Annotated in this window: 21 protein-coding genes, 2 tRNA genes and 1 pseudogene; 9 read left to right on the top strand and 15 right to left on the bottom strand. The window is 56.8% G+C overall.

Annotation, left to right across the window (positions count from 1 at the left end; genetic code table 11):
* Nucleotides 1–84: 84 nt before the first annotated feature.
* From yddG to ACL2XQ_RS15655, 5 genes are all read right to left on the bottom strand, one after another.
* Nucleotides 85–1,020, bottom strand: a complete 936-nt coding sequence (gene yddG, locus ACL2XQ_RS15635) for an aromatic amino acid DMT transporter YddG (protein WP_413739402.1) — start codon at nt 1,018–1,020, stop codon at nt 85–87.
* On the bottom strand, nt 1,020–2,252 hold the full coding sequence (pepT, locus tag ACL2XQ_RS15640; RefSeq protein ID WP_413722602.1) for a peptidase T: 1,233 nt from the start codon (nt 2,250–2,252) through the stop codon (nt 1,020–1,022). Before pepT ends, yddG begins: the two co-directional genes overlap by 1 nt.
* Before the next feature lie 278 nt (nt 2,253–2,530).
* Nucleotides 2,531–2,950 (bottom strand): DUF6515 family protein, encoded by a 420-nt coding sequence (locus ACL2XQ_RS15645; RefSeq protein ID WP_410015438.1) that lies wholly within the window; start codon nt 2,948–2,950, stop codon nt 2,531–2,533.
* Nucleotides 2,951–3,357: 407 nt separating this feature from the next.
* Nucleotides 3,358–4,266 carry a cation diffusion facilitator family transporter gene (locus ACL2XQ_RS15650; protein ID WP_410015439.1) on the bottom strand — a complete coding sequence of 303 codons (909 nt, stop codon included), beginning with the start codon at nt 4,264–4,266 and terminating at the stop codon, nt 3,358–3,360.
* A 219-nt stretch (nt 4,267–4,485) separates the two neighbouring features.
* Nucleotides 4,486–4,575, bottom strand: a tRNA-Ser gene (locus ACL2XQ_RS15655).
* Between the two features lie 93 nt (nt 4,576–4,668).
* On the opposite strand from ACL2XQ_RS15655, the gene mtfA reads away from it, so the two are divergent.
* On the top strand, nt 4,669–5,445 hold the full coding sequence (gene mtfA, locus ACL2XQ_RS15660) for a DgsA anti-repressor MtfA (RefSeq protein WP_410015440.1): 777 nt from the start codon (nt 4,669–4,671) through the stop codon (nt 5,443–5,445).
* Nucleotides 5,446–5,537: 92 nt separating this feature from the next.
* A tRNA-Asn gene (locus ACL2XQ_RS15665) sits at nt 5,538–5,613 on the top strand.
* Between the two features lie 360 nt (nt 5,614–5,973).
* Here ACL2XQ_RS15665 and ACL2XQ_RS15670 read toward each other — a convergent pair.
* Nucleotides 5,974–6,561, bottom strand: coding sequence for a TetR/AcrR family transcriptional regulator (locus tag ACL2XQ_RS15670; protein ID WP_413739403.1), 588 nt, complete (start codon nt 6,559–6,561; stop codon nt 5,974–5,976).
* A gap of 172 nt (nt 6,562–6,733) precedes the next feature.
* Here ACL2XQ_RS15670 and ACL2XQ_RS15675 point away from each other — a divergent pair, with 172 nt between their 5' ends.
* Together ACL2XQ_RS15675 and ACL2XQ_RS15680 are read left to right on the top strand one after the other, a co-directional pair.
* Nucleotides 6,734–7,753 (top strand): NADP-dependent oxidoreductase, encoded by a 1,020-nt coding sequence (locus ACL2XQ_RS15675; RefSeq protein WP_413739404.1) that lies wholly within the window; start codon nt 6,734–6,736, stop codon nt 7,751–7,753.
* Nucleotides 7,754–7,785: 32 nt separating this feature from the next.
* Complete coding sequence (locus tag ACL2XQ_RS15680; RefSeq protein WP_410014621.1) at nt 7,786–8,526, top strand: SDR family oxidoreductase; 741 nt, start codon at nt 7,786–7,788, stop codon at nt 8,524–8,526.
* 424 nt (nt 8,527–8,950) lie between these two features.
* Here the strand turns inward: ACL2XQ_RS15680 and ACL2XQ_RS15685 are convergent.
* The 5 genes and pseudogenes from ACL2XQ_RS15685 to ACL2XQ_RS15705 form a co-directional block, all read right to left on the bottom strand.
* Nucleotides 8,951–9,246: pseudogene (locus ACL2XQ_RS15685) on the bottom strand (malto-oligosyltrehalose synthase); the annotation flags it as partial.
* Nucleotides 9,247–9,627: 381 nt separating this feature from the next.
* Nucleotides 9,628–10,041, bottom strand: coding sequence for a nuclear transport factor 2 family protein (locus ACL2XQ_RS15690; protein WP_410014607.1), 414 nt, complete (start codon nt 10,039–10,041; stop codon nt 9,628–9,630).
* Nucleotides 10,038–10,679, bottom strand: a complete 642-nt coding sequence (locus ACL2XQ_RS15695) for an NADPH-dependent F420 reductase (RefSeq protein WP_410014606.1) — start codon at nt 10,677–10,679, stop codon at nt 10,038–10,040. Before ACL2XQ_RS15695 ends, ACL2XQ_RS15690 begins: the two co-directional genes overlap by 4 nt.
* 72 nt (nt 10,680–10,751) lie before the next feature.
* Nucleotides 10,752–11,690: an SDR family oxidoreductase gene (locus tag ACL2XQ_RS15700; protein WP_410014605.1), complete on the bottom strand. Its 939-nt coding sequence runs from the start codon at nt 11,688–11,690 to the stop codon at nt 10,752–10,754.
* 48 nt (nt 11,691–11,738) lie between these two features.
* Entirely contained in the window at nt 11,739–12,374 is a 636-nt protein-coding gene (locus ACL2XQ_RS15705) for an NADPH-dependent F420 reductase (protein WP_410014604.1), read from the bottom strand.
* A gap of 182 nt (nt 12,375–12,556) precedes the next feature.
* Between ACL2XQ_RS15705 and ACL2XQ_RS15710 the strand changes: the two genes are divergently transcribed.
* Together ACL2XQ_RS15710 and ACL2XQ_RS15715 are read left to right on the top strand one after the other, a co-directional pair.
* Nucleotides 12,557–13,006, top strand: coding sequence for a winged helix-turn-helix transcriptional regulator (locus tag ACL2XQ_RS15710; RefSeq protein WP_410014603.1), 450 nt, complete (start codon nt 12,557–12,559; stop codon nt 13,004–13,006).
* A 162-nt stretch (nt 13,007–13,168) separates the two neighbouring features.
* A complete protein-coding gene (locus tag ACL2XQ_RS15715) occupies nt 13,169–13,528 on the top strand; it encodes a hypothetical protein (RefSeq protein ID WP_413739405.1) in 360 nt (119 codons plus the stop codon).
* Nucleotides 13,529–13,531: 3 nt separating this feature from the next.
* Here ACL2XQ_RS15715 and ACL2XQ_RS15720 read toward each other — a convergent pair whose 3' ends face one another.
* Nucleotides 13,532–14,431, bottom strand: coding sequence for a LysR family transcriptional regulator (locus ACL2XQ_RS15720; protein ID WP_413723116.1), 900 nt, complete (start codon nt 14,429–14,431; stop codon nt 13,532–13,534).
* A gap of 137 nt (nt 14,432–14,568) precedes the next feature.
* Between ACL2XQ_RS15720 and ACL2XQ_RS15725 the strand changes: the two genes are divergently transcribed.
* From ACL2XQ_RS15725 to ACL2XQ_RS15735, 3 genes are all read left to right on the top strand, one after another.
* Nucleotides 14,569–15,192 carry an NADPH-dependent F420 reductase gene (locus ACL2XQ_RS15725; RefSeq protein WP_413723117.1) on the top strand — a complete coding sequence of 208 codons (624 nt, stop codon included), beginning with the start codon at nt 14,569–14,571 and terminating at the stop codon, nt 15,190–15,192.
* Nucleotides 15,193–15,232: 40 nt separating this feature from the next.
* Nucleotides 15,233–15,811 (top strand): ester cyclase, encoded by a 579-nt coding sequence (locus ACL2XQ_RS15730; protein WP_410014599.1) that lies wholly within the window; start codon nt 15,233–15,235, stop codon nt 15,809–15,811.
* A 239-nt stretch (nt 15,812–16,050) separates the two neighbouring features.
* The gene (locus ACL2XQ_RS15735; protein ID WP_410014598.1) at nt 16,051–16,767 is read left to right on the top strand and encodes a DUF554 domain-containing protein; all 717 of its coding nucleotides are present in this window, start codon (nt 16,051–16,053) and stop codon (nt 16,765–16,767) included.
* 92 nt (nt 16,768–16,859) lie between these two features.
* Here the strand turns inward: ACL2XQ_RS15735 and ACL2XQ_RS15740 are convergent, their stop codons facing one another.
* The 3 genes from ACL2XQ_RS15740 to ACL2XQ_RS15750 form a co-directional block, all read right to left on the bottom strand.
* A complete protein-coding gene (locus ACL2XQ_RS15740; RefSeq protein ID WP_413739406.1) occupies nt 16,860–17,258 on the bottom strand; it encodes an IS66 family transposase in 399 nt (132 codons plus the stop codon).
* Nucleotides 17,259–17,310: 52 nt separating this feature from the next.
* Nucleotides 17,311–18,174, bottom strand: coding sequence for a helix-turn-helix domain-containing protein (locus ACL2XQ_RS15745; RefSeq protein ID WP_413739407.1), 864 nt, complete (start codon nt 18,172–18,174; stop codon nt 17,311–17,313).
* Between the two features lie 89 nt (nt 18,175–18,263).
* Nucleotides 18,264–19,949, bottom strand: coding sequence for an NAD-dependent malic enzyme (locus ACL2XQ_RS15750; RefSeq protein WP_413739408.1), 1,686 nt, complete (start codon nt 19,947–19,949; stop codon nt 18,264–18,266).
* Between the last annotated feature and the right edge of the window lie 312 nt (nt 19,950–20,261).

The raw sequence follows: 20,261 nt of genomic DNA on the forward strand, positions 1-20,261 counted from the left end.
CGTCACATAATATTTGTGATGCAAATCACCATTTGGCGCTGACAGCATGAAAGGATCATGTGACGTACATCACATTAGAGATGATCACCTCTCGGCGCGTGGGGCCTGTGCCGCGACAGGGCGTTCGCGGGTTGTCAGCCAGCAGAGCAGCGAGCCGCAGCACACCAGCGCCACGCCCTGCCAGAACCTACCGGTCAGGTGGATATGGAGCAGCGTGGCGGCAAACAGCGAGGACAGCACCGGGGTAAAATAGGAACAGGCGGCCAGCAGGGTCATATTGCCGTTGATGATGCCGATATTCCAGGACGCATAGGCGATACCCATCACCGCGCCGGTCACCAGCAGGGCGACGACGCTCGCGCCGCTGAACACCAGTCCCGGTTCGTTGCTGAACAAGTATTTCACCCATAGCAGCAGCGCGGTCAGGATAAAAAACAGCGTAACGCCATGTTGTCCGCCGGCAAACCGACGGGTAACATTGCAGTAGACCGCCCAGATCAGTGCGCCGCCCAGCGCCAGGCCATAGCTTAGCGGATTGGATAATACATTATCCAGCATATGCCGGGGCGTCCATCCGCCGTCGCCGCACATCAGCCAGACGATACCCGTCAGCGCCAGCAGCAGGCCGGTATAAACACCGGCACCGCCCTTTGCGCCGTTCATCATCATCGCCAGCAGTACGGTCAGGCTGGGCCAGAGATAGTTAATCATGCCCACCTCAATCGATTGTTCCCGGCTGGCGGCGTAGCCGAGCGACAGGGAGGAGCAGATCTCATAGCTGGCAAACAGCAGTCCGGCGGTGAGCATATACTTAAGCCTAAAGCCGGCAACACGCGGACGCGCCGCCAGCGCCAGCAGGAATACGGCGCTGACGGTGTAGATCATGGCCGCACCGCCGGTGGGGCCGAACTGCTCGCTCAGGCTGCGGATTAAGCCGGCCAGGGTGCTCCACAGCACGATTGCCAGCAGACCCAGCAGCGTGGCGCGCGTTTTGCGCGCGCCGCCACAAAGCGCTGCCACTAGGCTCGCACGGCCAACAGGCACAGCTTGCGTGTCAGTTCATAACTGGCGACAAAGGCGCTGACCGGCAGAAATTCAAATTGCGAGTGAAAATTGTGCGCGCCGGTAAAATAGTTGGGCGTTAACAGCCCCCGGGCGGATAGGGCTGCGCCGTCGGTGCCGCCCCGCATCGGCGTCACTTTCGGCGCGATGCCCAGTTCCTTCAGACCGGCGAACAGCAAATCGATGGCGCGACGATCGTCGCCGATGGCGTTGCTGATATTACTGTAGATATCGGTTATCTTGAACTCGACCTTTCCCGTTGGATAACGCCGGGCAATTTCTTCCGCCACCTCGCCGATACGCTGCTTGCGTGCTAAAAAACGATCCCGGTCAAAATCGCGGATCGAAATATTCAGCCGCGCCTGGCGCGCATTCGCCGCCATATCGTTAAACCAGAAATAGCCTTCCCGGCCCTCGGTATTTTCCGGTGTTTCCCGCCGGTCAAAATGACTGATGAACTCCTGCGCCATTAAAATCGGATTCACCAGCACATTTTTCGCCGACATCGGGTGCGCGGTCACCCCGGTCAGGGTCACCGCCGCGCTGGCGGCATTAAAATTTTCATAGACCACTTCACCCAGCTCACAGCAATCGATGGTGTAGGCGAAATCCACGGCGAAACGGGCCGGATCCAGCGCTTTGGCGCCGCGCAAGCCGATTTCTTCGTCCGGGACGAAGGCAACGACAATATCGCCGTGGGGCGTATCCGCGTCCAGGTTTTCCAGCATGGTCATGATGGCGGTGACGGCGGCTTTATTATCGGCGCCGAGCACGCTGGTACCATCGCTGAAAATAATATCCTGGCCGCGATAGGGCATGATCTCGGGATGTTCGGCCACGCGCAGCCAAATATCCCGCCCGGCGTTCAGGCAGATATCTTCGCCGGTGAAACGCAGCAGCTGTGGATGGATCTCCGGCGACAGGCCGACATCCACCGTATCCAGATGGGCGATAAATCCGATGCGCGGCGCAGCCGGCGTGTTGCCGCGTTTCAACGCGGTGACGGTGGCGCGGTCATCGACCTGGATATCCTCCAGGCCTAAAACGCGCAGCTCCTGCGCCAGCATATCCGCCAGCTGTTGCTGTCCCGGCGTGCTGGGCAACGTGGTCGCCGCGGCATGGCTTTGGCTGGTCACCGCCAGGTAGCGGTAAAAGCGTTGAATCAACTGTCCGGCGATATCTTGTGGCATAACGATCCCCTGGCAAAAATGCAGTCTGCAAAAAAACGCCGCCCAAACGCGGTTTATCGCCCGGTGCGGGCGCACCGTATTGATACCGGCTGGGAGATAATATAAACGCTCCGGGCGCAGGTCTCCAGCCGGAATACGCCGGAGAAGCCCGCTTCTGCCGGTCCGCCTGCGCGCACCGGCGATAACGTACCGGGCCCCAGACAGCACAATGCCCGCCGAAGCGGGCATTGTGGCGACAGGTGCAACCGCCGGTTTGCGAACCGGCGCGCGGTCCAGGCTTATAAGCCGGCCGGACGCGGCACTTCCAAATACTGGCCGTTGATACTACGACGGTAATAATGCCCCTGGTTCACGTAAAAGCGTTCACCATTGAGGTCAAGCACCGTCATATTGCCGCTCATGCCGCCGGAGGCATACACCTGCGGCTGCGGCGGCGCGTCGACCACCACATATTGATTTTCCTGCCGCTGGTAGTAGATACCGTCAAGCACATAATACGTCAGGCCGGCGACCAGCACCGTTGCCGCCACGCCGGGCAGGAAATCAAATCTTGCGCCGCGGTGCGGACCACCCCAACCGGGTCCCCGTCCGCCCCATCCATGGCCGCCGTGACCCCCGTCGTGCCAGCCGGGAGCGGCAAAACCCGCCACCGGCGCCAGGAGGCTAAGCGATAACACAAGGCTCAATAATTTTTTCATAAGGTACCTTTAACCTTCCCGCTTAAAAACACATGCTTAAAAAAAGTCGCCGATGCTCTCATAACAGACCTAAACGGATGAATTCGCAAGTGCATTTACGCATCTTTAGCCGGCTATAACAGAATCCTTACCATCCATTAATAATTGATCGCAACTGCAGGGTGCCTGCTCTGGACGCCCATTATGCAACGCCTGCAATGCAAATAAAGGGTTAAGGATGCAAGGAGTTGTAAACATATAATTTATATGAATATTGATAACGCTGCGATTAGCCGTTCTCATTGGAAGCCGACGACCGGCAATGTTATTTTTTAACCGTCCGCTCGCTCCAGAGCCGGCATATGTGATGTTGGGCACCCACAGTTTTTTTCGGTGGGTGTTTTTTTTATCCGCCCTTGGCGCGCGCGTTATTTTACCAGATCGTCAAGACGCTCGTCGACGATCCCGGCCGGTTCAAGATGCGCCAGTACCTCCGCCGCGGGAAACAGTTTCCTGACCGCCGCTTCCGCCGCGTCGCCGATTTCATGGCCCACATCTACCGACAGTTGGCCGTCCACCTCGACATGCAGTTCGACGAAAACCCGATCGCCGCCGTTGCGGGTGCGGATATCATGCACCCCGCGCACCCCCTCGCAGCCCAGGGCGGCGTCGCGGATACGCCGGCGATCCTCAGCGCCAAGCTCCTGGTCCAGCAGTTGCCGCAGGGCGGTAACGACCATGCCGCGCGCGTTCCAGATCATATAGCAGGAAATGGCCAGGGCGCCGATAGCGTCCGATCGGGTCCAGCCGAAGGCGCTGTCAAGCACCAGGGCGCACAGCACCGCCAGGTTTACCGCGATATCGGTAACGTAATGCGCGCGATCGGCGGCGATGGCCGTGGAGGCCGTTTGCCTGACGACAAAGGTTTGCATTGAAACCAGCACGGCGGTGCACAGGGTGCTGCCGATGATAACCCAAATGCCCAGCCCGTGCTGCATCAGCGGCTGCGGGTGGAACAGGCGCTGCATGGATTCCATGCCCAGCACCAGCCCGGCGCCGCCCAGCAGCAGCGCCTGCACAAACGCCGCCACGGCCTCGGACTTGCCGTGCCCGTAGCGATGGCCTTTGTCAGCGGGACGTTGGGCGTAAAAGACGCCAATCAGCGTAACCACCGAGGCCAGAACGTCGACCAAACCGTCCGCGGCCGACGTCAACAGCGCCATGGACCCCGTCAGCGTCCACGCCCAGATTTTTACGACCACCATCACCAGAGCCAGGCTAAGCGACATCAGCGACGCCATGCGCGTCAGCGTCTTACCGGGAAGATTAAACAACATGACACTCTCTCCCACGGCTATTCTTTTTCTTCATATAGCTAACCGTTTGATATTGCGATGTAAGCGGGAATACGGATAAGACCGGACCGGGCTAGGTTATCATCAACCCCTGCCGCTGCCTATGGGATGCCATCAGGGTTATCGGTGCGTTTTTTTTTGGGGTGTGGTGGCCAGCGTGGCGCCAGTCACAGACCGGCAGGGGGATAACTGTTTGAATAGTGGCGGAGAGACAGGGATTTGAACCCTGGGAAGGATCGCTCCTTCAACGGTTTTCGAGACCGTCCCGTTCAGCCGCTCCGGCATCTCTCCTTTTTAGCGGTTGCTATCATGCCCTGTTTTACGGCATTTTAATAGTCCTAAACCTCGCCTGGCGATTCAAGTGACGACTTATCGAGCAACACGATGATAAAATGGCCATGGAAAAGTTCTACGCCATCCGCTGCAACCCTTGCCTTATGGCAAGAGGCGCTGGCGATCCCGTTATTTTCACCCCTCTGCGCCGCGGAGCGGCACGCTCTGGTAATGCTGGCCGGTAAGTTTCTCCAGCAGAAGAAATTAGTCCCCTTGCAGGGCCTGACCCTGGATGACGCGATGGAGGCACGTATCGCCCTGATGTTTGCCCTGCCGGTCTTGGGGCTGGGCATTGAGTGGCTGGACGGTTTTCATGAAGTGGTTATCTATCCCGCGCCGTTCGTGGTGAATGACGAATGGCAGGATGAGTATGGCCTGGTGCATCGCGGCGAAGCGGTGCACTCCGGGCAAAGTTGGGATCAGGGCCCTATCGTCCTTAATTGGCTGGAGATCCAGGACTCGTTCGATCTCAGCGGTTTTAACCTGATTATCCACGAGACCGCCCATAAGCTGGACGCGCGTAACGCCGGGGTGGTTAACGGCGTGCCGCTGATTTCCATCAGGGACGTGGCGCGCTGGGAAACGCTGCTGCACGCGGCCATGGAGGATTTGCAGGATGAGGTTGACCTGGTCGGCGAAGACGCCGCCAGCATGGATGCCTACGCCGCCAGCGATCCGGCCGAATGCTTTGCGGTCTTGTCCGAGTATTTTTTCAGCTCCACCGAGCTGTTAAACGAACGCTTCCCCGAACTCTATCGCTGCTTTACGCAGTTTTACCGTCAGGATCCCCTGGCGCGCCTGGACGCTCAGCGGCATGCCGGCGCGTGATTTGACCAAGGGTTGCGCAATCGCGCCGTAACATTTGTTTTTACGTTGACACGCCTGGAGGGGCCGGATATGATTCGCCCCGTTCTCGCAATTCCTCTGTAGTTCAGTCGGTAGAACGGCGGACTGTTAATCCGTATGTCACTGGTTCGAGTCCAGTCAGAGGAGCCAAATTCTTGTTTTCATGCCGCTCCGCGAATCCTTATCTGAACTAGATTCAAAAAGTTAGCGTGAAAAACCTTCCCGATGCATTTTTGTTTTTCCCTCCGCATCGGGAGAATTTGGTGGTCAGATTTGGGGTCAAGTTGGTTCGATGACGGAGTGACCCCCAAATGTCTCTTAACGACACAAACATCCGCAGCTCAAAACCATCCGCTAAACCCTTCAAAGTTTCCGATTCTCATGGCCTGTACCTTTTAGTTAATCCAGGCTGCCGGTGGCTGTCAACGAAGTTGACAGCCACCGGCAGTATGAAAACGATGATCCCACAGCTTCGTCGGCGGCGAAGTCGGCACCGTGCGAAGCATCTCGTCAGGCGCCGCCTGGCCATGTGGAGAGCGCTTGTTCTGCTACCGCCTCAAGAGTCGCACGATCGTAGCCGCTCCTGGCCTGGACTGCCATCCCCGAGAGTATCGTCATGACAAATGCGGCCAGCGCGGTACAGTTTGCGTCCCCCGGTAAGTCTCCCTGCTCCCTGGCGCGCTCCAGACGTCGGACAAGTGCCGCCTTGCCCACCGACCGTGCATCGACCAGCGTCTTTTGAATGGGTGCGATGCTATCCGGCCCGACCATGGCGCCGAGCACGCCCATGCACCCCCTGCGGTCAGCAAACCGCGTATGCAGCTCAGCCGCTCCAAACAGGATGCGTTCGATGACCGCGCGTGATGTGGGCTGCTCCAGCGCCTCTGGGAAATAAGACAGATACTGCGCGTAGTAACGCTCGAGCGCCAGGCGGAACATGGCCTCCTTGTTGCCGAACGCCGAATACAAGCCGGGGCGTTCGACGCCGGTCGCCTGCGTCAGGTCGGTGTATGACGCACCTTCGTAGCCTTTAAGCCAGAAGACGTCAAGCACGGCGTCGAGCGCCTTGTCGACATCAAACTCGCGGTGACGGCCCATATTTTCTCCTCGACCCCTTTTTTCATAACGATCGATATTAAATTAATTGACGGGCTGGGTCAACTGGTTGACACCGGCCGGCCGATAAAGTAACGTTCATTACGATACTGATCGTTATTTAATTGTGCCAGCTCTCGGTGCAGCCGTTTCGTAGCCTTAAGAGAAAGCAATAATGAAAACTACCCTGAACCGTCAAATTATCCTAGCAGCCCGACCGATAGGCATGGCGAAACTGAGCGACTTCACATTCGTGGAAACACCGGTGCCCGCGCTGAAGGATGGCGAAGTCCTGTTCCGCAATACCCTCTTTTCTATCGACCCCTACCAGCGCAACCTTATGGGTAATGGCTCGTCCGAGTGGCCGAGTATCGCAATTGGCGACCCGATGGGCGGGCCAACGGTCGGCATCGTCGAGGAAAGCAACAACCCGGCATTCGCGGTCGGTGACCATATCCAATCTTGGTCTGGCTGGCAGCAGTATGCCGTGTCGGACGGCGCGGACCTGCGCAAACTCAATGCCGCTGCCGCGCCGCTGTCGACTGCGCTCGGCCCCCTCGGCCTGACGGGATTTACCGCCTGGTACGGCACCACCAAAGTGAGCACATTCAAGCCGGGCGGCACCTTTGTCGTCACCGGGGCGGCCGGGGCGGTCGGCTCGACGGCGGCGCAACTGATGATGCTGCGTGGGCATCGCATCATTGGAGTAGCGGGCGGCGCTGACAAAATTGCATTCCTAAAGAATGAACTGGGCATCGACGCGGCCATAGATTACAAGGCTACCGACTTCAAAGAACAAGTGGCGCGCGCCCTGCCCGATGGCATCGACTCGTTTTTTGAAAACGTCGGTGGCCCGAACTTCCCCGTGTTGATGGAGCACTTCAACCCGCACGCGAAAATGGTTATCTGCGGCACGATCGCAGACTACAGCGACACCGACCTGCCGCAAGGAACGAATTACCTGCCGCGCTTGATTACGCTTATCCACTACCGGTTCATCGACATCAAGGCGTTTGCCACGCCCTACGTCATGGACACCTTCCCGGAGTTCCTGGCCGAGATGACACCCCTCGTGGTGGGCGGAAAAATCACATACCGCGAAGAGTTCGTCGACGGTTTCGACCAGCTTCCCGCAACGCTGCTCAAACTATTCGACGGTACCCATAGTGGCAAGAAGCTGATCGTTCGGGCATAAGCCGCCCAACCAACCTATTCAAGGAACAAACAATGACTAAACTGACTGGAAAACTGGCGCTCGTCACGGGCGCGGCACGGGGCATCGGCGCAGGCATCGCGCTGGCACTGGCCGACCAAGGCGCTGACGTGGTGATTACCTACGAACGCTCGACCGAGCGCGCGGCTGCGGTGGTCAAGGCAATCGAGCAGAAAGGTCGGCGCGCATTTGCCATCCAGGCCGACAGCGCCGACGCCGCCGCGGTGAAGCGCTCGGTCGACGAGGCCGCAGCTATGCTCGGCGGGCTAGATATTTTGGTGAACAATGCCGGCATAGCGCGCGTCAGTGCGTTCGTGAACCTTGGCCTCGCCGACATCGATGCCATGCTGAATGTGAACGTGCGCGCAGCCGTACTGGCTGCGCAGGCTGCGCTTCCCTACCTGAAGCAAGGTGGGCGAATCGTCACCATCGGCTCGAACGTCTCGCAGCGCGTGCCGTTTGGCGGGCTGACGGTGTACGCCCTCACCAAGTCCGCACTGCTGGCGTTCACCCAGGGCCTGGCCCGGGAAGTCGGTCCGCTGGGAATTACGGTCAACCTGGTGCAACCGGGGCCAATCGACACCGACCTCAATCCTGCCAACGGCGACCTGGCCGGACTCAACCTGCCATTCATTGCGCTCGGTCGCTACGGTATTCCCGCCGACATCGGCCACGCAGTGGCATTTTTGGCCAGTTCCGCAGCGAACTATGTTACTGGCTCGGTGTTGACCGTGGATGGCGGATTTAACGCTTGAGCACCGTACGAAACATAAGCAGGCGTTCGCTTCAATTTCACTCATTGGCCCTGGGTGGATGATTGCGCTGATCATTAGGGAACCGCCTGCCATAACTCCCAAGCTGGCTGGAATGTACTGAAGGATACTTGCAGGAGGGCGGAGTATCCATCACGTCACATAGATTGTACGGTGGGGACGACCATTCACCCCACTCAACCCTAGCTTTAGCTGATTACAGCAAGCTCGCCCCTATATCTAAAACGCTACATCGTGACAACGGAAGGAAATTTTTGGCGGTGGTAGTAGGTTCTTCGGCACGGCGATAATCCTTGTTGGTGTTCAGTTAACGACGCTTACCCCGCCGATGTTGCTCCTTATCATAGCCCTAATATTGGTTTACAGGTTTAACAAGCGGCACTGACAATGCCTCGCCTTGCCCGCTGGCGGCGAAATACAGCTCGCGCCAGTTGTCGGGATCGGCGAGGCTGAAATCCAGCGCATCGCTGCCCTGGTAGATATCCGGTACGTCCGGCGCCGTCAGTTTGAAAATCGCCTGGGTGAGGCTGTTGACCAAGCCGACGCGAATAAAGAGATACAGCGCGTCGCAAAAATCCAGGAGATAGTCCCGGTTCGCAGGCAAGAGCAGGTGGCGGGCATAGTTGAGCACGGTCGTTTCGCAAGTATCGTGCCGTCGGCCCAGTTAGTGAGCAGCGTGGCTTCCCGCAGCGCTTTTTCCAGTTTGATTTTGGCCGGCGTTACGCCGCGTCGGTTGTCGCCGCGTTCCGGCAACGCTTTCCGGATGTTGAAATCAGGATGACCCTCCCCGACCAGCCGCTGGTGGCCTGAAGCGACCGTTTTGATTTGGTTATCCATATCGGCGAGCTGCGATCTTCAAACCTTATAAGTCACTACATTGATTGCGCCCAATTGGCGCATAGTCTGCGCCGCGCCTGGTTTTATCGCTCGCCGCGGCTTACCTGGGCATCCCAGGGAGTTGGCGGCGCTGCCCGCCATTGCCCTGCATGAAGACAATGAAGATGTCCTGCTATGGCAGTTCCGCCAGCGGCGTACCATAACCTGAAGGCCTGCGCGGCGACCGCGCTGGCCGTTAGGCCCGGGTCAGCCAAGGTTTGCAGCCGCCATTCCGGCTGCCCGTGCCAGTGCCAGCGTGTCGATATACTCCCGGATGTGCGTCACCTTGCCATCTTGCAGCGTCATGGCGAAGACAAAATGGTCCACGAACGCCTTGTTCGTGGCCTTTATTTTTCCCGTGCTCAAACCCACGATCAGGACGCGGTCGGCCTGCGCGATAAATTCGAGGGGCGCAGAAATGGACGTTTCCACCCTGTCAGCGGCCTTGTGAAAAAAATCAGCCAACCCCGCATGCCCGCGATGCGTACCGGCCAGCGGCCACTCGCCCGGAATGACCCACTCGACATCGTCGGCCGTCAACGCCAGCACACCTTGCAGATCGCCGCGGCCCAGCGCTGCAAAGAGTGCCTTCACGATCTGCACGTTCCCTTGTGTGCTCATCGCGCCAATCCGATATCGACGTGCATGGCAATATCGAACGTGCCGGCGCCGTTTTTTGCCAGGCCGATCATCAAGAGGCCAAGCGATTCGAGCGTCTGGGCCATGTGCAGGGCACCAATGTCCAAAGGCCGCAGGCCGAGACTCCCGAGGAAAGTCGCAACGCGGGCCTTGGCTTGCCCATCGTCGCCTGCGATGAACGCGTCGAGCCGCCCCCCCTTGGCAAGCACAGGGCCGAAGAGAGTGTTGAACGCTTTCACGACATGCGCACCGGCGGGGAGGCCTTTGGCCGTCTCCTGCGCGCCGGAACTGCCGTTGGGGGACACGAGGCCCGAGAGGTCGGGTGCGATAGGGTTGGTGATGTCGATGATCACCTTGCCGCCCAGCGCCGCCCCGAAATCGGCCACCACCGACGCCGCACTGCCGTATGGCACGGCGAGGATGACGATGTCGCCCTTGGGTGCGGCGCCGTACGTCCCGGTGGTCGCGCCAGCGCCAAGCTTATCGGCAAACGCCTGCGCCTTGGACGGGTCGCGGCCGATCACCTCGACGGTGTGCCCAGCCTTGATGGTACGGCCCGCGATTGCCGTGGCCATGCCGCCGGCGCCGATGATGCTGATAGTGCTGATGGGAGTGCTCATATTGTTTCCTCGTCAGTTAACAGGTTGCTCGTCATGTATTACCGGGACATCGCCCCGGTAATACAGCGCGCGTCAGGCGGTCGGGAAATAGTGGCCGTTATCCATATCGGCGAACAGGTCGGGCTGAGTGGGTTCCCAGCCCAGAGCCTGCCGGGTGATAAGGCTTGATGCCGGGAGATCGAGCGTGACCAGATTTGCCAGGAAGCCAAAGTAGCCCGGCAACATCAGCACGTCCGCGGGAATGCTCACGGCCGGCACGTTCAGGCGGCTGCCAATGGCCTCGGCGATGGCGCGGAACGGGATGCCCTCACTCTCGACCCCATGCCAATATTTGCCCGCCTCACCCTTCTCCAGCGCCAGGCGGAACAAGATGGCGAGGTCACGGGCGTGTACGGCCGGCCACAGGTTCGCGCCTTCTCCCGGATAACCGATGACGCCCTTCTCCTTCGCCAGCCCGATCAACAATGGCAGGAAGGCGACGTCGGTCGTGCTGTGCGCGATGGTCGGGATCCGCACGATCGACGACCGCACGCCCCGCTCGGCGAGGCCGATGACGGCTAGATCGACGACGTTACGCACCCGCAGGGTCCCCTTGTACGCATCGCCGCCGGGAAGTGACGGGTCCTCCTCGGTGGCTGGCCGGCCCAGTTTTTCCCAGCCGGGCGCGCCGATGCTCCCCGACACGACCAGCGGCTTGCCGCTTCCCGCCAGCGCCTCCCCGTACGCGAGCATGATCTGGCGTTCCGCGGCGGCCACGGCGTCGATCCCGCCGGAGGGAAGCAGGTCTTGCCTGTGGGCGACGTGAATGACGCCGTCGGCGTCCGCCGCCGCCGCCTTGAGTCCCTCAAGGTCGGAAATATCTCCGCGCCGCACCTTGGCGCCAAGTGCGGCCACCGCCTCTGCGGCTTTATCCGAGCGGGCCAGGCCGGTAACGTCGTGTCCGGCCGCGATCAGTTCAGGGATGATGTACGAACCGATATGGCCGGTTCCTCCAGTAACTAAAACGCGCATGGTGCTGTTCCTTGTAAGTGAGATGAAAAAATAGCGCTACGGGTGAGCTCAGCCGGGAAGGCTGACCCCGATTGAAAAGTGGGTGTGCTTGATGGCGTGGGCGAGCAGGCCCAGCGACAGCAGGCAGACGTGTTCCAGCGTCCGCGCCATGGGCAGCAGTCCGATATCCATCGGGCGCAGCCCGAGGCTTTCAATGAATACCGCGATATGCCCCTTCGCCCGCGCGTCGTCGCCCGCGATGAAGACGTCTAGCGAGCGCCCCTGGAAGGAGCCGGCGGCCAGGACGTGGGAAAACAGGGTGTTGAATGCCTTGACGACAACGGCGTCCGAAGGCGCGGCCTTCATGATCTCCCGCGCGCCGAAGCTGTCGCCAGGTGTCACAAAGCTCGTGAGGTCGGCGGCGACGGGGTTGGTGATGTCGACCAGGAGCTTGCCTGCCAGCTTGTCACCGTATTGCTTCACGACGTCCAGAACGGCGGAGTACGGAACCGCCAGGATGACAATATCCCCGGCCGGGGCGGCGCCGAACGTGCCTATGATCGCGCCGGCGCCAATCTGCCCGGCCAGCGCCCGCGCCTTGGCGGCGTCGCGGCTCATCACCTCGACGGTGTGTCCGGCCTTGGCGGCCAGGCCACCGATCGCTGCGGCCATGCCGCCTGAGCCGATGATGCTGATAGTGCTCATGTGCAGTTTCCTTAGTGATAGAAGGCTAATCATTCATGGCTTGCCGGCGGCGATCCGGTGACCGCGTTCAACATACAAACCATGGTAGCCATATCACTTGCAATAAGCAAGTATTGTTGCTTGTAAAAAGAAAGTAATCATAACATTTGCTTGCGATATGCAAGCAATGTTAATATTTCACCATGAAAACAACAGATAAAGAAATCAGGTCCCACTGCGCGGTAAACTACGGCGTGGAGGTCTTCGGCGACCGGTGGTCGCTCTTGATCATTCGCGACATCGTTTTTGCCGGTAAGAAGACCTACGGCGAGTTCCTGAAATCGGAAGAGGGGATCGCGACCAATGTCCTTGCTTCCCGCCTTGCCTTTCTTGAGGCGCAAGGCATTCTCTCGCGGGCGCCCAGCCCCGATGACGGGCGCAAGGACTTCTATACGCTGACCGAGAAAGGCCTGGACCTCATTCCCATCATGCTGAGCATTGTCCTGTGGAGCGCGCAGCACGATGCGAAGTCGTATGTGCGGGGACAAAAGGAGTTCATTGCGAGAATCAGTCAGCATCCCGTGCAAGTAAGCGAAGAGGTGAAGGCACAGGTTCGCAATGGCGGATGCATATTCCCCGATGGCAACGGGTGAGCAGGACGGCAAGCATGCCTGTTAACTCCCGCAAACGCTGTGCGCACGCGGGCAGCGTTTTATTCTGGGCCTGCCCGAGATGCTGGACAACGGCCATGACTTCCCCGCCCCGCCAGCCAGGTTAAACGATAGGGAATACCCTAACTCACGCGGAAAATACCCATGAGAGCGGAATCTGGTCGATGCCGGGGAGCCGGTGTCAGGCTGGGCTGGGGTTTGAACGAACTGGCTAAGATGAGCTACTGCCATATTGCAGCCAAGATTCGTCATCCTTTCGAAACCCTGTTTGCCGCGACTTATGAAACGATTGATATATCAACGCTGCGCGGCAGGGAAGTCTATTTCCTTGACAGGATTGCCTCTGATCAACTGGTCAGGGTCGTGCCCACGATCGATAGGCCTAAGCCTCTCTATGCTATGGCCAATGGCAAAGTCATTCTATCCCATTCTCCCGCCCTGAAGTTGGCGCTGAGCACGGTGCAAACAGAGTGCCAGTCGATCCTAGGAATCAGGAATAGATAAGGCTTACCGATGCGGGAATTCGCCCCAGACTTCCACCAGATAATCAATGAAAACCCGCATTTTTGCCGGTAGGAACCGGCGGCTGACATAAACCACATACAGATTGAATTCCCCAAAACTCCATTCAGTCAGGATCCGCTGTAACTTCCCGCTGGCGATATCCTCACTTACGATAAAATCCGGCTGCGCCATAATGCCCCCGTCGGCCAACGCCAGGTGACGCAGCAGATCGCCATTGGTGGCATGCACCGTAGGCTGGATACGTACCTGGATTGCTGTTCCCGCCGCATCATAAAACTCCCAGTTATCACTTGAGCTGAGATAAGAATAGCCCAGCGTATCGTGGCCGGCGAGATCGGCGGGAGTCATGGGTACGCCGCGCTCGGCCAGGTAACCTGGCGCGGCGCAAACGATCATATTGATGCGCGCTATCTTGCGGGCAATCAAATTGGGGCTCGGGGCTCGGGTAATGCGGATGGCGAGATCAAACCCTTCATGTACCAAATCAACCACCCGATCAGAGAGATCGATATCAAACTGCAAGTCCGGATGCCGCCGATGAAACTCAGGCAATACCGGCGCTAATTGATGGATACCGAACGACAGCGGCGCACTGATGCGAAACGATCCGGACAGCCGCAGCGCGTATTGCCCCACCACAGCCTCGGTTTCGGCGATACTGGCAAGTATCTGTTGGGCACGCTCATAGAGCGCCTCGCCTGGTTCGGTTAGCGATAGCCGCCGCGTGGTGCGCTGCAGCAAGAGCGCGCCGAGATGATTCTCCAATGCCGCAATCTGGCGTGACACCGCCGCTCCCGATGTCGCCAGTTTATCCGCCGCCCTGGAAAAACCGCCTTCCTCTACCACTGTGGCAAAGACCTGCATAGCTTTGACGATATCCACTTCATTTCTCTTATTATTACGTTTTACGTAATAGTCATATTCTCATAGCGCCATTTTTCCCACCATTAAAAACGCTTATTGTATCAATTCGCTTGTTCAGTCATCGCCATCACCCCCTATACCAAAAGGAAATTGCTATGAAAATAACCGTTATCGGCGCAGGCAATATGGCCGCAGGTTTCGTCAAACAACTGACCAAAGCCGGACATCTGGTGTACATCGTCGGGCGCGACGCCGGCAAGTCCGAAGCGCTGGCTAAGCAATTCGGAGCCAAAACCACGGAACCCGCCAAGGCCGCCGGGGCGGACGTGATTATTCTCGCCACCGCCTACGGTGACGCGGTGAACGCGCTGCGCGCCCTTGGCAATCTGGACGGCAAGGTGATTATTGATATCACCAACCCGTTGAGCGCCGATTATATGTCGCTCACCCTTGGACACGTCACGTCCGCGGCCGAGGAAATCGCCAACGCCTTCCCCGGCGTCCGTCTGGTGAAAGCCTTCAACACGATATTTGCCCAGGTACTGGCCGCCGGTCCCGAGTTGGCGGGCAGCACGGTGCCGGTGTTTATCGCCGCTGACGATGCATCGGCAAAAGAAACGGTATCCACGGTGGTTCACTCGCTGGGCTTTAGCGCGATTGATGCCGGCGGATTAAAAAATGCCCGTTATCTTGAGCCGCTGGGCGGGTTGAATATCTACTTTGGCTATGGCGCCGGACTTGGCACCACCATTGCGCCGACCTGGCTTATCAACAAATAACCGGCGTCCAGACACGCTATCTAATAAGAAGAGTATTATCATGCAATTATCATCTCATGTCGTGACTGCCGCACTGGCGCTTGGGCTGGCTGTTTCCTCCGCATTTGCCGCTGATAAAGCCAAAAGCGCGAATGACGCCATACCACCGTTGATGCAGGAACTGTCGAAATATCAGAGCGCTGAAAAAAACGTTAATAACAATCTTAAAACGTTTGATACTCTCGATTTCGACGTATATACCCATCAGAAATGGGATCGCCTGCATGAAAGCCATGCCCAGGATATCCTGGTGCATTATCCTGACGGCCATACGACCAAAGGATTGGCGGCCCATATTGTTGAATTAAAGCAAACATTCGTTTTTGCGCCGGATACGCATATCAATGTGCATCCGGTGCGCTTTGGTTCGGGCGAATGGACCGGGGTCATCGGCATGATGGAGGGAACCTTCACCAAACCGATGCCTTTGGGAAACGGCAAAATGGCGGCACCCACAGGCAAGCCATTTAAGCTGACGATGGCCACCCTTGGCCATTGGACTAAAAGCGGCGTGATGGATGAAGAGTATTTGTTCTGGGACAACGCCTCGTTTATGCAGCAAATTGGATTGGCACATTAATATTATCCTAGGCGCTGGGAATTGACCCCCGGCGCAGATAAAATTGGCGATTCACGCGGCCAGTTCTTCTTCCTGGCGATTTTTCCAGCTTTTTATGTGCGTGACTTCAGCTGTATGTAGACCGCTGACGCTCAGCCAGTGCACGATGGGAAGGGGTAGTCTGGTTTACCTTAATTCCTATGCCTGAAAACGACGAAAAACAAGATAATAAATCTATATAGGATAATCATGAGGATATCATGTTAGGACCATGGCTTAATAGTGCGGCAATTATCTCTGGGGGACTGCTAGGCATTTCATTCGCCAAACATGTACCAGAGCGGCTACGTGAAGGATTACCCGCAACTTTTGCGCTGGCATCGATATCGATCGGTATTGTGATGGTGATAAAAGTACAGAATATGCCGGCGGTAATTTTCGCATTGATCCTTGGAACCACATTAGGTGAATTGTTTTCCCTGGAGCATGGCGTTAAATGGGGGGCAGGAAAGCTTCAGTACTGGCTATCCCGAGTCATCAAAACCCGTAGCACTATGCCAGCAAAAGAATTCGCCCAAAGTTTTACCGCTATGATTGTCCTGTTTTGTGCCAGTGGACTAGGCATAGTCGGCGCATTGACCGAAGGATTCGAAGGTAATTATCAGCTGCTGCTGGTTAAATCGATTATGGACTTTTTTACCGCGATGATTTTTTCGATGTCACTTGGGATTACCTTAGTGATGGTGGCCATACCCCAGCTGTTAATCCAGAGCGCTTTATTTGGACTAGCGGTGTGGATTATGCCATATATGGATAAGGCGGCTTTCGCCGATTTCTCGGCCTGCGGTGGTATAATTATGATTGCCGTGGGACTTCGCATCGCACAGATTAAAATTTTTTCCGTGGTGAATTTTTTACCAGCGCTATTGTTTGTTGTGCCACTTTCTTTTGTATGGAGGGCACTGATGACAGCTTGAAAAAAAATTCTCTGTCGTGCCATTTTTTTTTGCCACTATAAAAAAATTGCCGCGGCATCATAGTAAGCGACCGCCTAGCGCCGTATTGCCCCTTACTCAGCAGGGATGTCGAGGTGCCACGGCAGGAGATCTTTGATCTTGTTGATGGGATGTTCCGCGATAACTGCCAGCACATGACGCAGATACGCTTCCGGTTCCACCCCGTTTAGCTTGTGCAACGCCCGTTCACCGCCGCGGTCCGAACCGAAGAACAGGCAATTTTTGCGGCCCGGGCTCACTACCCGCAGCGCGTTTGCGGCGATATTGTTATCGATCTCCGCCCAGCCATCGCCGGCGTAGTAACACAACACCTGCCAGTGATTCATCAGATAGTTGGACGCCTTCGCCGTATCGGCCTGGCGCGACAGCGTGGTAAAGGCCCTATCAGTAACGATCGAGATCGTGCTTCGCACCCCTGCCTTCGTTACCCGGCCGGACGCCCCCGGATACAAATATCACCCGCACAGCGCATTGGGATACCGCCAGGCAAGGACAACGATGTCTTCAGCGGTATACCGGTATCAGGTATTGGCAATTCGATTGATGCAGCGTTGCTATCTCCTCTTTGCCTTGCGGATAAAAGCACTCTATATCCGGCCCCTGACGGCGCGTTAATTTCAGCTTTGGCAAATAAGTGTCATACAGCATCAAAATAAAATTCTGCAGGCCGCCCGTATCTCCGTTATAGGTAAATAGCGCGTATTCACCGCCCGCCAGTATTACCGGTTGACCTATGGGGGCATACTTTGGCTGAAGCGCAGTGGTGTAACGGAATATGACTTCCTGTCCCATTTCAGGGCTTTTATTCGGCAGTACATGATTTAGACCAAACAAGACGGACGGTAAGATCCGCGCTTGCTCCAAATAGTGAAACCAAAAATCCGTATGCAAATCGGCGCGAAAAAAAGTGCTATCCCGCCCAAGCGACCCGGTATAGCTGCTGGTGACGCCGTATAACTGCACATCCTGTAAGGTGACATAGGTGAGCGGCGGCATAGTCGCGGCGCCTGGTCGTATCGGAGGACAAATGCCAAACGACGGCCACTCCGTCGTATCGCGGTAAAAGGCGGGCGTTTGGCCAAACTGTTTTTTAAACGCCCGGGTGAAGCTCTGCCGGGAGTCAAAATGATATCTGATGGCAATATCAATAATGGGTAAATCGGTGACGCATAACGCCACCGCTGCCCGGGACAATCTGCGCGCCCGGGTATATGAACCCAGCGTCGTACCGGTTATTCTGGAAAACATACGTTGTAAATGCCATTTTGAATAACCTGATTTACTCGCAATCCGATCCATGATTAATGGCTGATCCAAGTTATTTTCCAACCAGCCCAGCAGGGCAAAAATGATGTGGGAGGGATCCATCGGCATTCCTCATAACACTCATGGGCATAAAAAAACACAAACCGGGTGTCGGACCGATAGCCCCAACCCCCAGGTGGCGCATAAACGATTTAAAAAGATGAGTGTTTATAATGGCTATAACCACCCTGCCAATAATTCTGCTCCAATGACCGGGCAAGGTCCTTTTCCGACATGACCGACGCCACGCCTTCTTCCTGGGCGGTTTTGGCCACCTTAACGGCGATCGCGCGCGATATTTGCTGAATATCATTCACCGGCGGCAGTAGCGGCCCCGCGCCGGTCATCGCCAAAGGCGAAGTGGCCGCCAATGCCTGGCTGGCCGCCATCAGCATGCCATCGGTGACGCGGCTGGCGCCCGATGCAAGAATGCCCAGCCCCAGGCCAGGGAAAATATACGCATTATTGCATTGGGGAATATCATAGCGTCGATCCTGGTAAATCACCGGCGCAAACGGGCTGCCCGTCGCCATCATTGCCGCGCCTTCGGTCCAGGCGAGCACGTCCTGTGGCCGGGCCTCCGCGCGCGATGTCGGATTGGACAGCGGCATAATAATCGGCCGCGGGCAGTGGCGCAGCATTTCGTGCACGATTTCCTCAGTAAACAGCCCTGTCTGGCCGGAGACGCCGATAAGCACACTCGGCTTGGCGTGACGCACCACGTCCAGCAGCGAGACGCTGGGTGTAGTCAGGCCCCAGCCGGCGAGCGAGGAGCGGGCGGTCACCAGCCGGCGCTGGAAATCAAGCAGGTTGGGCATATCGTCGGTCAACAGACCAAATCTATCGACCATAAAGACCTGGGCACGGGCTTCTTTTTCTCCGGCCCCTTCCGCCATCATTTGCGCGATGATATTTTCAGCAATGCCGCAGCCGGCGGAACCCGCCCCGAGGAATACGACCCGGTGATCGCGTAACCGGCCGCCCGCGGCATGGCTGGCGGCGATCAGGGTTCCCAGCGTTACCGCGGCGGTACCCTGGATATCGTCGTTAAAACAGCACAGCGTATGGCGATAACGTTCAAGCAGCGGCATGGCGTTCTTTTGGGCGAAATCCTCGAACTGCAACAAGACGCGGGGCCAGCGGGTATTGACCGCCACGATAAAGGCGTCGATGAAGGCCATATATTCGTCATCGTTTATGCGCGGGTGCCGCCAGCCCATATACAGCGGGTCGTCCAGGCACTGCATATTGTTGGTTCCGACGTCCAGCATGATCGGTAACGTTTGTGCCGGATTAATGCCGCCGCAGGCGGTATATAAAGAGAGCTTGCCGATAGGAATGCCCATGCCGCCAATGCCCTGATCGCCCAACCCGAGAATGCGCTCCCCGTCGGTAACCACAATGATTCTGATATCATGTTTAGAGAAATTCTGCAGCATGTCGTCAATACGATCCCGGTCCGGATAGGCAATAAACAACCCTCTGGCGCGGCGATAGATCGCCGAAAATTGCTCGCAGGCCTCGCCGACCGTTGGGGTGTAAATAATCGGCAGCATTTCGTCAAGATGATAACGCAACAAATTATAAAACAATGTCTCGTTGGTGTCCTGGATATTACGCAAATAGATATGTTTTGAAATATCCCGTTTAAATTGGCAGTATTGAGAATAAGCGCGCTCCGTTTGCTCGCCGATGGTTTCGACCTGATTCGGTAACAGTCCGCAGAGATTGAGGGCGCGACGCTCTTGTTCGGTGAAAGCCGATCCCTTATTCAGCAAGGGATTATCCAGCAGCAATGACCCGGTATAATGTGTGTACAACGTTTTGCACGATGCCATTTCACAACCCTCGCATATAACATCAATAAATACGCTTGTATTTATATTTTTCCACTCACAGCCGGCGAGCAGCTTGGCATAAAGCAGTTGTCCGCACCCGGCTAAAAAACCCATCAGTGGTGACTGTTATAGCATGTCAGGTTGCAACTCTCAGTTAAATTTAATTATTAATATGCATTTTTAACTATTTAAAGTTTTTTAATTAAACAAAGATTAATTAAATTACCAAAAAGATTGTGTGATGAGTAGCGCACACAAATTATACATCTGAGTATAAAATAAAACATTATAATTTTATAATACGTATTTAAC

The sequence above is a fragment of the Sodalis sp. RH14 genome, assembly GCF_047324285.1.
GTDB lineage: Bacteria > Pseudomonadota > Gammaproteobacteria > Enterobacterales > Enterobacteriaceae > Acerihabitans.